General features: G+C 41.8%; 12 protein-coding genes. 1 reads left to right on the top strand and 11 read right to left on the bottom strand.

Features of this window, described 5'->3' with window-relative positions; translation table 11 throughout:
• Positions 1–60: 60 nt before the first annotated feature.
• From IGJ15_RS08545 to IGJ15_RS08580, 8 genes are all read right to left on the bottom strand, one after another.
• The gene (locus IGJ15_RS08545) at positions 61–942 is read right to left on the bottom strand and encodes a helix-turn-helix transcriptional regulator (RefSeq protein WP_086295255.1); all 882 of its coding nucleotides are present in this window, start codon (positions 940–942) and stop codon (positions 61–63) included.
• Positions 943–1,113: 171 nt separating this feature from the next.
• On the bottom strand, positions 1,114–1,698 hold the full coding sequence (gene yihA / locus IGJ15_RS08550) for a ribosome biogenesis GTP-binding protein YihA/YsxC (protein WP_005225967.1): 585 nt from the start codon (positions 1,696–1,698) through the stop codon (positions 1,114–1,116).
• A gap of 69 nt (positions 1,699–1,767) precedes the next feature.
• Positions 1,768–3,012 (bottom strand): ATP-dependent Clp protease ATP-binding subunit ClpX, encoded by a 1,245-nt coding sequence (gene clpX, locus IGJ15_RS08555; RefSeq protein ID WP_010748174.1) that lies wholly within the window; start codon positions 3,010–3,012, stop codon positions 1,768–1,770.
• A gap of 226 nt (positions 3,013–3,238) precedes the next feature.
• On the bottom strand, positions 3,239–4,522 hold the full coding sequence (gene tig, locus IGJ15_RS08560; RefSeq protein ID WP_201689035.1) for a trigger factor: 1,284 nt from the start codon (positions 4,520–4,522) through the stop codon (positions 3,239–3,241).
• A 119-nt stretch (positions 4,523–4,641) separates the two neighbouring features.
• Positions 4,642–5,589, bottom strand: a complete 948-nt coding sequence (locus IGJ15_RS08565; RefSeq protein WP_201689033.1) for a hypothetical protein — start codon at positions 5,587–5,589, stop codon at positions 4,642–4,644.
• Between the two features lie 37 nt (positions 5,590–5,626).
• The gene (locus IGJ15_RS08570; RefSeq protein ID WP_086295249.1) at positions 5,627–6,457 is read right to left on the bottom strand and encodes an RDD family protein; all 831 of its coding nucleotides are present in this window, start codon (positions 6,455–6,457) and stop codon (positions 5,627–5,629) included.
• A gap of 2 nt (positions 6,458–6,459) precedes the next feature.
• Positions 6,460–7,491 (bottom strand): signal peptide peptidase SppA, encoded by a 1,032-nt coding sequence (gene sppA / locus IGJ15_RS08575; RefSeq protein WP_086295247.1) that lies wholly within the window; start codon positions 7,489–7,491, stop codon positions 6,460–6,462.
• Positions 7,492–7,522: 31 nt separating this feature from the next.
• On the bottom strand, positions 7,523–7,813 hold the full coding sequence (locus tag IGJ15_RS08580; protein WP_194186084.1) for a hypothetical protein: 291 nt from the start codon (positions 7,811–7,813) through the stop codon (positions 7,523–7,525).
• A 445-nt stretch (positions 7,814–8,258) separates the two neighbouring features.
• On the opposite strand from IGJ15_RS08580, the gene glmS reads away from it, so the two are divergent.
• Complete coding sequence (glmS, locus tag IGJ15_RS08585; RefSeq protein ID WP_144808636.1) at positions 8,259–10,070, top strand: glutamine--fructose-6-phosphate transaminase (isomerizing); 1,812 nt, start codon at positions 8,259–8,261, stop codon at positions 10,068–10,070.
• A 289-nt stretch (positions 10,071–10,359) separates the two neighbouring features.
• Here the strand turns inward: glmS and glmM are convergent, their stop codons facing one another.
• Genes glmM through cdaA form a run of 3 tightly spaced genes read right to left on the bottom strand, consistent with a single transcriptional unit; the run spans position 10,360 to position 13,724 of the window.
• Positions 10,360–11,715, bottom strand: coding sequence for a phosphoglucosamine mutase (gene glmM, locus IGJ15_RS08590; RefSeq protein ID WP_430599017.1), 1,356 nt, complete (start codon positions 11,713–11,715; stop codon positions 10,360–10,362).
• A gap of 39 nt (positions 11,716–11,754) precedes the next feature.
• Positions 11,755–12,846, bottom strand: coding sequence for a CdaR family protein (locus IGJ15_RS08595; protein WP_167822811.1), 1,092 nt, complete (start codon positions 12,844–12,846; stop codon positions 11,755–11,757).
• Complete coding sequence (gene cdaA, locus IGJ15_RS08600; RefSeq protein WP_005235688.1) at positions 12,843–13,724, bottom strand: diadenylate cyclase CdaA; 882 nt, start codon at positions 13,722–13,724, stop codon at positions 12,843–12,845. Before cdaA ends, IGJ15_RS08595 begins: the two co-directional genes overlap by 4 nt.
• Positions 13,725–13,778 lie beyond the last annotated feature (54 nt).

Raw genomic sequence — 13,778 nt, forward strand, 5'->3', positions numbered from 1 at the left:
GAAAATGAGCCCCTGAAGCTACATATGTTTAACGATCAGAAACGGCATCTAGAGGTTTTCTTATAGCTCTTCATACAACATGCTTTGACGTAATCGCACCAAGCCGATGGTCAACAAGCAAAGAATAAAAAAGATGGTTGCTAAGATCGTCACCACGAAGATCATCACAAAAATCGGTGAGCTTGTAAAACGAATCATTGGTTCAAAGATAGTGGTTTTAATCAAGTCAGGGATCTCTGAGACTATGAGTTGTTGAATCGCTTGGTTAAAATCTTCCGTGGTTGAATTTGAGGGTAAAACAGCCATAAAGCTCCCTACACCATAATTAGCAACCCCAATCCAAGCAATTGCGACATTTGCTAGAGCGAGCCAGCCAATGCCAAGATTACCAACAACGATCGAGCCGACAGCAAGATTGCCAATCCCAACTAAAAAGCCAAAACAGAGGTTCCCTATTGCAATGACACCGGTGCTGACTGTCCCAATCCCCAGCATTCCGAAGGACAATAAGCCAATCGATAAAAAGCCTAAACTCACAATCCCCAAAGCAATAACCCCTTTGGCTTTGACACCAAGGCTAAACCAGCCGCTGGCAGTTGGTAGCTCTTTCATTAGAACAAAAAACTCTCGAACGCTCGTCACTTGATTCAGTAGTAAGAATAAATTAGGAATCAAAATGTGCATTAATGGAAGCCGCAGAACCGTCCGTTCACTTTTGTATTCATAATAGTAGGTTTCTTTCTTTTCTTTTAATAGCTCTTCCACGGGTGTGCCTAGTAAATCGGCTAGACGAACCAATGTCTCGATGTCTGGCAACCCATTTCCTCGTTCCCATTTTGAAATGGCCTTATCAGAAACAAATAACCTTGCAGCTAATTCCTTCTGTGTTAAGTTATATTTTGATCGATACTCTTTTAATTTTTTGCTTAATGATTCATGCATTCGACCACACCTCCTTGTTACAAGTTTAACAAATATCAAGGAGATTTTCGCTAAAATTGGGCAAATTTAGCACTCTATGCTACGTAGAATAGCGTAAATCAGCTAATTTCCACTGTAAAATGAGAAAAACCGAAGCAAGGGACTTTCTTGCTTCGGTTTCCTAATTGATAATTATTTTATTGCTGCTTCAATCGCTTTCCACGCTTCTTCTTTTCCTTGTTTGGTAATGGAAGAAAATAGGATAAACGTATCTGCTGGGTCAAAGGACAATGCTTTTTTGATCATACTTTCATGCTTGTTCCATTTCCCGCGAGGGATTTTGTCTGCTTTGGTGGCGACCACGATCACTGGAATCTCGTAGTATTTCAAAAACTCATACATTTGAATATCTTCTTGTGAGGGGGCATGACGTAAATCAACAAGAGATACGACTGCACGCAGCTGCTCTCTTTGTTCAAGATATGTCTCAATCATTTTCCCCCATTTCGCTCGCTCTGTTTTCGATACTTTTGCATAGCCGTAGCCGGGGACATCGACAAAATGCAGCGTATTTTCAATCAAATAAAAGTTCAGCGTTTGCGTCTTCCCAGGTTTTGATGAGGTACGGGCTAAATTTTTACGATTGATCAATGTATTGATGAAGGATGACTTTCCGACATTTGAGCGGCCTGCTAAGGCAATCTCCGGTAAAGGTGTAGCTGGATATTGTGCTGGAGAAACGGCACTGATGACGATTTCAGCATCATGTACTTTCATCGAATCGCTCCTTTCTATTTTTTCAAAAAGAAAGCCGGATAGCAATGAAACTATCCGACTTGGTCTCGATTAGACTGCTTTTTTGGTCTCTTCATTGTAAATGATTTTTGGTTCACCAAGTCCTTTTGCCGCTTCTTCCGTGATGGTGACTTTTTGGATCGACTCATCAGAAGGGACATTGAACATGACGTCCATCATGATATTCTCGATGATCGAACGCAACCCACGAGCACCGGTATTTCGCTCAATGGCTTGCGCAGCAATGGCACGCAAAGCCTCTGGCTCAAATTCAAGCTCGGTGTCATCTAATGCCATTAACTTTTGGTATTGTTTGACCAGCGCATTTTTTGGTTCAGTCAAAATATGCACTAAATCATCTACTGTTAATTTCTCTAGGGCAGCCATCACTGGCAAGCGGCCAATAAATTCAGGAATCAAACCGAATTTAAGCAAGTCTTCAGGAATGATTTGCTGCATCACGCTTTCGCCTTCTTCAAGGCGCTTATTGTTCGTGCCAAAACCAATTGTTTTTTCACCTAAACGGTTTTTAACGATGGTTTCGATTCCGTCAAACGCCCCACCAACGATAAAGAGAATATTGGTGGTATCAATTTGGATCATCTCTTGATGTGGATGTTTTCGTCCACCTTGTGGCGGTACACTAGCAGTCGTTCCTTCTAGGATCTTCAGCAATGCTTGCTGCACGCCTTCACCGGATACGTCACGAGTAATCGATACATTTTCACTCTTACGGGCGATTTTATCGATCTCATCAATATAGATGATTCCTTTTTCTGCCATTTCTACGTTATAATCAGCAGCTTGTAACAGTTTCAAAAGAATGTTTTCCACATCTTCACCGACATAGCCGGCTTCTGTCAAACTGGTTGCATCAGCGATTGCAAAAGGCACGTTTAGTGAACGTGCTAACGTTTGTGCCAAAAATGTTTTCCCAGAACCTGTTGGTCCGATCAAGCAAATATTGCTTTTTTGTAATTCTACATCTTCTGCTGTCGTTTCTACATTGACCCGTTTGTAGTGATTGTAAACCGCTACAGCCAGTGTCCGTTTCGCACGATCTTGTCCAATCACATATTCATTGAGAACATTCAGTAGTTCTTGCGGTTTCGGCACTTCGGTAAATTCACGAATTGCTTCTTCGTAAAACTCTTCATCAATGATTTCTTTACACAAATCGATGCATTCATTACAGATATAGACCCCAGGACCTGCAACGATCTTTTTCACCTCTTCTTGCGTTTTGCCACAAAAAGAACAACGAACAGCTTCATTACCGTTTGTATTATCGTACATACTGTTCACCCCTTGAAAATTTTCCAACCTATTTAAAGGAGTGGAATTTTGTTTACTAACTTTGCAGTCTTAAACAATCATATCATAACTTTTTTGAAAGAAAAAGTTCTTTTTACGTTGCCTAACGTTTTCTTATCATTTGTTAGTAATTGTTAAACTAGCCCCTCTTACTCCCAAGAAAAAACGGCAAACACCGCTAGATGTTCGCCGTTTTTAAGCATTTTGCTTACGCTTCTTTTGCAGTACCTGTGACAAGTTCAACTGCTTTCTTCATCGTGATATCATGTTTCAACATGTCTTCTGTTAAGACGCGTTTGATTTGATCCACTGGCATGTTGTAAGCTTCAGAAAGTTCTTTGATTTCGTTTTCGATATCTTCTTCTGTTGCTTCCAAACCTTCTGCTTTAGCGATTGCTTCAATAACAAGGTTTGTTTTCACGCGGGTTTCTGCTTCACCTTCAAATTGTGTGTGCAGATCTGCTTCAGTTGAACCAGTTAATTGATAATACATTTCTGGTGAGATTCCTTGACGTTGCATGTTGTTCAAGAATTCATCCATTGAACGGTGTACTTCATCATGAACCATTGAATGTGGTAATTCAACGATTTCTGCGTTTTCAACTGCTTGACGGATCGCAGCTTCATCTTTTGCATCTTCAGCTGCTTTTTCTTTTGATTCAGTCAATTCAGCACGGTATTTTTCTTTTAATTCAGCTAATGATTCAACGCTGTCATCAACGTCTTTTGCGAATTCATCATCTAATTCAGGAAGTTCTTTTGCTTTTACTTCGTGAACAGTTACTTTGAAGACTGCTTCTTTACCAGCTAAATCTTCTGCTTGATAATCTTCTGGGAAAGTAACGGTAACGTCTTTGCTATCACCAGCTTTTGTTCCTACTAATTGTTCTTCAAAACCAGGGATGAATGAGTTTGAGCCAAGTTCAAGTGAGTAGTTTTCACCTTTGCCGCCTTCAAATGTTTCTTCCCCTAAGAAGCCTTCAAAGTCGATAACGACTGTGTCGCCATTTTCAGCAGCTTCGTCTTCTTTGATAACTAATTCAGCTTGTGCTTCTTGTTCACGTTTGATGCGTGCATCCACGTCTTCTTCTGTTACTTCACGGTCTTGTTTTTCAACTGTTAATTCTTTGTAATCACCAAGTTTTACTTCAGGTTTTACAGTAACTTCTGCATTGATAACCCAATCTTGGCCTTTTTCCATGCTGTCAACGTCGATTTTTGGTTGCGCAACAGGATCGATCCCTGCTTCTTTTACAGCAGCTTCATAAGCTTCTGGAAGAACAGCGTTCAATGCATCTTCATACAACGCTTCTTCGCCGTACATACGGTTAAATACTTGGCGTGAAACTTTCCCTTTACGGAAGCCAGGTACGTTAAGATTGCCTTTCACTTTATTGAATGCAGTCGTCAAGCCTTTTTGGATTTCTGCTTGAGCGATCGTAAATGTCAAAACACCATCATTGGTGCCTGTTTTTTCCCATTTTGCAGTCATTTATTTCCCTCCGAATATTAATTGATTTACATATGAAATAGCTTCATGCATACCTTTAAATAGTACACTAACGTTGTTTAATTGTAAACATTTTACCATGAAAGTTGCGAATTTTTCTTTCAGCGAATGCTCAATCGAAGGATATTGCGTAGGTGTCGTTTGCGTTCTTCTATTTCATTCGCTGCTTTTGGCTGTTCTTTTTCTTCAAATAACCCACGATAATCTTCAATGTAGCTTGCCACCCATGCTTTTGCCTCCTCTTTTGCAGGTAAAAATGGGTAGCTGATGGCTAAATGATCATTGATTTCTGCTGAGACGCTTTCTGCTAAAATCGGATCTTCTTGGGCGATCGTTTCGTCAATCTCTTTCTGGATCGCTTTAACAGCGGCATCTTCTTGCAAAAGTTTTAACTCTTTCGGAACGATTTGCTGCATATTCCCAAGGTAATCGATCAGTTCAAAAGGTTCGTCCACTTCAAGACGCACGAGCTCATCCACTAATTTGGGCAGCAAATATGGATTTTTGATGGAAGCTAACGTTTCATGCATCAGCGTGACAAATTGTGGTTTGGTAATGGCTTGGGTAAAAACGTGCCATTCTGTTGCACTCACCGGTTGATTGGCTTCATCTAATGCACGTAAATGCTTGCGTTTCCCATGAAAATCTTCCAGCCCTAAAATTTGCTGCACTTCTTCTACCTTTGCTAATTCACTTGCTAACTGTTCCTGATAGCGGCTTGCAATTTTTGTTTTTTTACCTAATGTAAGCCAGCGCCGAGCTTTTAAATACTGACCATCCAAGATCAGCAGATGACCAATTTGTAAATACCCGTCGGTTTCTTTTAAATAGTCATCCAAATAGTCTTCCGCCAGATCTAACGCTTTGGCAAAATCATTCAACTGCTGCAGACATTCAACCAGCCATTGATTGATCTCAAAACTGGCATTTTTTTGATAGAGTTCATTGTACAGGCGAAAAGCTTGCAAAAACTCCTTTGACTGGTAGGCTTTTTCTGCCGCCAGCCGAAGCCGTTCATTTGGTCCTGGGAAATCAATCGTCTCACCCATTATCGATCCCTCCTTTACTACTTGCTTGATCTGCTAGTTAGTTTTGTGCGCCAATCATTACGTGATTGGCATCCACCTGTTTATTGAAAGCTTTGATCAGATTAATGGTCACCACACTGGTTTCTGCGAAATAATCCGCAGCCTGCTGCTTATTTTTATTAAAGACGATTGGCAAATAACCGAGATAAAAGAAAAGATTGAATTGTAATACGTAGCGTCCGCAAAGCTCGCGAATCAACACAGTTTGCCAGCTGAGTTCTTCCTCTACAAAAGAAACCACTCGAATACCAAAGAGCATTTTCCCAATGGTTTGACCATGATTTAGCTTTGTCATTAGAACAAAATAGCCTAGATAGATTGCTAAGGCACAGATGTTGTAAAGGCCAAACCGCTGATTGGTTGCCGTTAAATTCGCTAGATTGTAGATACTACCGATCGTTATTTGGGTAATCGCTCGGATCACCAACACATCAACGAGATAAGCAAAGAAACGAATCCAAAACCCAGCAAAAAAGTAGCTAGGAAAATCATTGAAGAACCGTTTGTCTTCTGCCTGTTTTTCAGGTTCTTCGTACCGTTGCCAGGCTTGTTGTTTTTCCTCGATCTCGCTTTGGGTATACTCTTCTTCCTTAAAAGACGTCAAGACTTGTTGGTAAAAATCATCGGGATGATTTACTTGTGTGTTCCTCATCGCTTTGTTGGCAGTTACTGGTTCGGTTGTTTCTGAAACCTGTGCCTCAGTTGGCACATCCATATGATCGGTTGACGGTGTCGAGGTTTCCCGCTGTTCCCTTTGATCGATTGACGTACTTGTGTGATTGTCATCCGTTGACGATGTGCCAGCGGAATACTTGTTTTTCTCTGTCATAGTCATTCACCTCCATAATAATAAAGAGGTTTCGGAGCATCGCTGGTTCCAAGGCTTTCCATCAATTGGATCACCCGCTCTGTGTTTGATTCTTTTAATCCTTGTAGTTCGGCTAAACTTGAACCTAACCAAGTAGAAGCAAATCCAGTAGATGAAACATCATAGCTGAAAATCTCGGCATCTTCCAAGCCTAGATCTGCTTGCATTGCTGCTAATGTATCTTCAGGAAAACCGATTTCATCCACTAAACCAACGGACACTGCTTGCTGCCCATCATAGATACGGCCATCAGCGATCTTTCTAACGGCTTCTTCTGTCATGCCGCGTCCTTCTGCTACGATTTTAACGAACCGACCATAGGCATTGTCGACATAGGTCTGCAAGACTTCTTTGTCGGCTTCTGTTGGTTCTCTCGTTGCTGAACCTACATCTTTTAGCGCGCCACTTTTATACGTATTGTCTTCGATCCCTAGCTTTTCGAATAAGCCAGCATAGTTTAGCCCTGACATGATCACTCCGATTGAACCAGTAATGGTTTCATCCGTTGCAAAAATTTTATCAGCACCTGCCGAGATATAATAACCGCCACTGGCTGCCATGTTTTTCATACTGACATACATCGGAATCCCTAACTCTTTGATTTTTGCTAACTCCCGAGCGATCTCCGCACTTTCATAGACGCCGCCTCCAGGGGTATTAACTTCCATCAAGATGCCCCCAATAGTTGGATCTTCTTGGATCATCCGTAGTTCTTCCAAAAACCGCTGATGATCATAAGATTCCGTTGTGAATAAACCGCCACTGGAGCTGCTGGCGATGGTTCCTTCTAAAGATAAGCGAACGATGCGATTGTCTTGATCTCCGGCAACTAACGTTGTCTCTTCGATCGCATTACTTCCATAGAACAAAGCATTTAACCCTTGTAACGTCTGAGTTTCCTCTTGCTCTGGACGATTTGTGATTACTGAAAAAACCCCCGAGCAGATAAATAACCCTGCTGCGATCGCCACTGCGATCCATCTTCTTTTATTCATTCTCCCACCTAACTTTTCACCTTTCCCATTTTTAGTATAGATTTTTGATGACGATCACTGCTTCTTCGTCTCCAACCGCATCAAATTTCTCGCTTTTTTCAGCTAAGACGTAGCCACCAAAAAATTCCTTTGTTAGTTCATCTTGGACTTCGAATGTTTGCGCGGTTTCCACGGTGACTGATCCAGGCAAAATTTCTTGCAAGCTGTCCCAGCCCGTATCCAACATGACCTTTGTTTCATCTGTGACATTAGGATCTTTTTCTATCGAAGCTACCATTTTCTTTAGCTCGGAAAAAGTCATACAATTTACAAATTCTGGCATTTCATTCCCTCACTTTCTTACTTTTTTATTGTAGCGAACTTAAAAAAAAAAGCATAGCTTTATGAGGAAATTTCTTGGGAATCTTATTCGACCAAGCTATGTCAGCTGTTTTGATTTCCTTTACACAGGTTCAAATCAACCTTACCAATAACTATACCAATTATTTTTATATAACTTACAGTTGACAGAAACAGGAATAAATATTATGATATTGCTTGTATTTCTATAAAATATCTCACAAGGAGGATAGATAGACCAATAAGGATAGCGCCTGATCTGGAAACAGATGACGAGGAAAGAGTTTATCGAAACATTCGGCGGATGACTCTAGGGACTGCACTCTACAGGCAAGAACAAATCTCATCGTAAGATGATGACAAAGACTTGCTACGCAGATAGAAATACATAATGCCAAACTAAATTTTTTGAAAGTAGGATTATCATTATGTGTGGAATTGTAGGAATCGTAGGAAAATCAAATGCAGAACGAATTATTTTGAACGGATTGGAACGCTTAGAGTATCGCGGCTATGACTCAGCAGGTCTTTATGTCGCTGATCGGACTTCGGATCACTTAATTAAAGCCCAAGGAAGAATCAAAAACTTGGAAGAAAAAGTGACTTCTGAAGTAACAGGAACGATCGGTATCGGACATACCCGTTGGGCGACCCACGGCAAGCCATCAGAAATGAACGCTCATCCTCACACTTCAGCAAACCAAGCACTCGTGTTGGTTCATAACGGTGTGATCGAAAACTTTGAAGAGCTTCATCAAGAATATTTAAGCAACCACCAATTTGAAGGTCAAACAGATACGGAAATCGTTGTTCATTTGATTGAAGCATTGAAGGAGCAAGACAACAGCACGACCAAAGCAGCCTTTAAAAAAGCTTTGTCCTTGATTCGCGGCTCTTATGCCTTTGCCTTAGTAGAAAAAAATGATCCAGAAACCATTTATGTTGCCAAAAACAAAAGTCCTTTATTGATCGGTTTGGGAGATGGGTTCAATGTCATCTGCAGCGATGCCTTAGCAATGCTCGATCAAACGACTCACTTTGTTGAGATCGAAGATGGCGAAATGGTGACCGTAACAGCCGATGCGATCGAAATCGAAGATCCAAAAGGAAACCTTGTGTACCGTGAGTCTTATGAAGCCCAACTAGATCTGACTGACATCGAAAAAGGAACGTACCCTTACTACATGTTAAAAGAAATCGATGATCAACCAACTGTGATGCGCCGCTTGATCCAAGAATATCAAGGAGAATCCGGTGAAGTAGTGATCGATCCAGCGTTAAAAAGCGAACTTTTAGCGAGCGATCGGATCTACATCATTGCTTGTGGTACCAGCAATCATGCTGGCTGGGCAGCAAAAGCCATTTTAGAAAAACTAACACAGATCCCTGTTGAGGTTCATTTATCTAGTGAGTTTGGCTACAACATGCCATTGTTGTCAGCAAAACCCTTCTTCTTGTTCTTATCACAAAGTGGTGAAACGGCAGATAGCCGTCAAGTATTAGTGACGATCAACCAGTTAGGTCTTCCTAGTCTGACGATTACCAACGTTGCTGGTTCTACTCTTTCTCGAGAAGCGAACCATACCTTATTGCTTCATGCTGGTCCAGAAATCGCTGTTGCCTCTACAAAGGCGTATACTGCACAGATCGCAGTGATGACGTTGTTAGCAAAAGCCATTGGTGATGAAAAAGCTGTTCCTGAAGCATTGGACTTTGATGTCTTCCATGAACTAAGCATCGTTGCTTCTGCAATGGAAGCTCTAGTAGATGAAAAAGCTGTTATCAGTCAATTTGCTGAAGATTTCTTATCTGATACCCGCAACGCCTTTTATATTGGTCGTGGAAATGATTACTATGTATCGATGGAAGCGGCATTGAAATTAAAAGAAATTTCTTATATCCAAGCAGAAGGCTTTGCAGCTGGTGAATTAAAACACGGCACCATCGCGTTGATCGAAGAAGGTACACCAGTGATCGGTGTGATCACGGAAGAAGTGACCGGCTCTCATACGCGAGGCAATTTGAAAGAAGTCGAATCTCGTGGGGCTCACACCCTTGTGATCGTTAGTCAAGAGTTAGCAAAAGCGACTGATCAAATCATTTTGCCAAATGTTCACCCATTGGTAACCAGCTTAGTGGCAGTCGTTCCAACACAGCTGCTGGCTTACTTTGCTACTTTACAACGTGGATTCGATGTTGACAAACCAAGAAACTTAGCAAAATCCGTTACCGTTGAATAAGTTTTTTAAAAGATTGAAACCGAATTGGTTATTTTCTGTATAATAAAAAGAACTCCTCGTTCGATAACTCGATCGTTCATAGGGGTTCTTTTTTCTGGTTTTCTGCACAACAAATCCGGAAAGACTTTTAAAAGCAACTATGCTCCGCAAGATTTGTCCAATGCGCGTTCCTTTTAAGCGTCGTCGACAAATCCGTTAACAAGTTTATTTATTTCGCAAGTTGTCTACTTGCTGGCAAGTAGACAAAAAAGACGACCAAAGGATATCTTTGATCGTCTTACTTCTTCATTTATTCCGCACCGATTTCTTCTCGAACGACTGCTGCGATTTTTTCAACATAGTAATCGACTTTTTCAATGGTTGGCGCTTCTGCCATCACTCGAAGCAATGGTTCTGTTCCTGAAGGGCGAACCAAGATACGGCCTTCGCCGTTCATTTCTGCTTCTGTCTCTTCCACGATTTTACGGATAGCTGGAACATCCATCGCGCCATTTTTATCTGTCACTCGAATGTTGACAAGTTTTTGTGGATAGATCGTTACCTCTCCTGCTAATTCCGACAGTTTCTTGCCCGTTTGTTTCATGATATTCAATAGTTGAATTCCTGATAGCAAACCGTCACCTGTCGTATTGAAATCCAAGAAAATCATGTGACCTGATTGCTCGCCACCAAAATTATAATCGTTTTTACGCATTTCTTCGACGACATAACGGTCACCGACTTGTGTGATGACATCTTTCAGTCCAATTGCTTCCACTGCTTTATGGAACCCTAAATTGCTCATGACTGTTGTCACGATCGTTCCTTGGTTCAAGCGCTTTTGCTCCGCTAAATATTTCGCACAGATATACATGATTTTATCGCCATCAACGATGTTTCCTAGTTCATCTACTGCGATGACCCGATCACCATCTCCATCAAACGCAAGACCAGCATCCGCCCCTTTTTCAACGACAAATTCAGCTAACGCTTCAGGGTGAGTCGATCCCACACCATCATTAATGTTCAACCCGTCTGGAGACGTCCCCATTGTGAAGAATTCTGTTTCTAGATCGGCAAACAAACGATTGACATTTGTTGCTGTTGCGCCATTTGCTGCATCAACACACACCGTGATTCCTTCCAAATCATCAGGAATCGTTTGACGTAGAAATTGAGAGTATTTCAACAACCCTTCTGGAAACTCATCCACCGTTCCTAAGCCATCGGCAGAAGGACGTGGAAGTGTGTCTTCCGGCGCATCAAGTAATGCTTCAATTTCAGCTTCTTGTTCATCGACTAATTTAAAGCCATCATTCCCGAAAAACTTGATGCCATTGTCTTGTGCAGGATTGTGAGAGGCAGAGATCATTACACCTGCACTCGCTTTTTGCACTTTCGTCAAGTACGCAACACCCGGTGTAGAAATAACACCCAATTGGAATACCTCGATCCCGACAGATAATAGTCCAGCGATCAATGCATTTTCTAGCATCTGTCCAGAAATCCGTGTGTCCCGTCCCACCAAAACGCGGGGACGGCGGTCACCAGTTTCATGCTGACTTAATACATAGCCGCCGTAACGACCTAATTTAAATGCTAATTCAGGTGTCAACTCCTTGTTTGCTTCTCCTCTAACACCATCAGTACCAAAATATTTTCCCATTTTAATAACCTCTCTTATTCATTCTCTACAGTCAAACGACTAAGAACTGCTTGTCGTCGTGCTGCTTGCGGAATTCTCTGTTTGTTCTTGCGTCGTGTCGACTGTCGAAGAATTGGCTTGAGAATTCGCACTGTTCGTTGCTTCATCGCCATCATTGTTTGATTGATTCTCAGTAGTTGTTTCTGCAACCGGAGTGATTTGGATCGTCACAACTGTTGGATTGATCGTTGTTCCCTCTGGTACTGGAATCGTTACTGTCCGTTCGGTCGTGGTTGTGATCTCACTAACATCCACTGGGACACCGATCTGCTGGGTCTCATCCAAAATACTTTGTGGTCCTGTTAGCACCGCACTGATACTACTCATCCGGTAGATGTAATGAGAGATCCCGTCTGGTGTTGTCCCCTGTTGAGTGACAAACAATTCAATTTCTTTGCTTGGTGCTTCCATCATCAATGCCACATCGACCGAATCTGGCTCAGGAATGATCGCTAAAGGATTGTTTTCACTATCCCAAGCCTCGATCGTTCCATCCACCGTAATCGAATCGCCAGTAATATCATCTGGATTCACGATCGCTACCACTCGGTCGATTTCTGCCAGTGTCTTGTCGCCAGTAGTGATCTCTACTTCTTGCGGTTCAACACTCATTGAATCAACGCCGTAACCACTCGTTGATCCATCAGTCGAGATGACTGGCTCAACGGTAAACGTTTGGGTGACTTTTTTCTCGATCGTCACAGTGACGGTTTTGGGTTCGATTTCGGCTGTCACACTTGAGCTAAGATTTTTCACTTCTAAAGGGACCTCATGGGTTCCTTCATCGAGTCCAGTCAAATCAGCAACTACTCGAAAGCTCCGCGTTTCCTCGCTACGTTCAGCATTCAATTGCACCCGATTTCGACTAGACAAAGTCACGTCTACTGTTGTTTCAAATCCTTGGATAAAGTATTCATCTGTGTCATAGGTGGTCTGAATCGGTACATTATCGATCTCTTCCTCATAAGGATTTGAAGTTCCTGCAAGGTTGACTTGCAGGCTTGATCCGCTGGCGATGAAAAACAGAACCAGACTAAAGAACAGCGCTAGTATACCATAAAATACGTTTTGACGACGTTCTTTCTTGATCATTTTCTTCCTCCTTTGTTGACCCCTTCAAAGAAAGATTGCAGCAAGTTGCGTTTACCAGGCTTTTCTTCTGGCACTAATTCGCGATTCAACACGTCGAGATACTCTTGTCGCGAAAGCTCAGTAAGCATCCGATTATTCAGGGTAATACTGACGTCTCCCGTCTCCTCTGAGACGATAATGGTCAACGCATCACTAACTTCTGAAATCCCGACAGCCGCTCGATGGCGCGTCCCAAATTCTTTGGGAATCAACGGACTTTCTGACAGTGGTAAGTAGGCACTAGCAACAGCGATCTTATCATCTCTTAAGATGACTGCACCATCGTGTAGCGGTGTATTGGGAATAAAAATATTGATCAGTAATTCGCCCGTCACGTCCGCATCTAAAGGAATCCCCGTTTCAATATATTCTTCTAACCCCGTCGTCCGTTCGATCGTGATCAATGCACCAATTTTTCGTTTTGCCATATATTGAACAGCTTTGTCCAACGCTTGGACCAACACTTCATCCCGTCGTTTTTCATTCTTAGAAGTCTTGAAGAAAGAGCTACGGCCAAGATGCTCCAGCCCTCGTCGAATTTCTGGTTGGAAAATAACAATCGCGGCGATCACCCCATATGTGATGACTTGATCCATCAACCAAGATAGCGTCTTTAATCCTACGATACCTGCCAAAAACCTTAGAACAATGAATAGGCCGACGCCTTTAAACAACTGGATCGCTTTTGTTCCTCGCACAAGCTGGATCAGCTTATAAACCAAGTACCAAACAACGATCACATCTAAAACATTTACTAAAAATGACCAAGAAAATATATCAAATGAGAGCAATTCTCTCCAATAATCTAAATTAAAAAAATCCCTGAAATTTATCAACATAAACAGCCTTCCTTTATTCTTAAGACTTCAGATAATAGTATAACATAGGACCTC

Source organism: Enterococcus sp. AZ079 (assembly GCF_050547255.1).
Taxonomy (GTDB): Bacteria; Bacillota; Bacilli; order Lactobacillales; family Enterococcaceae; genus Enterococcus_D; species Enterococcus_D casseliflavus.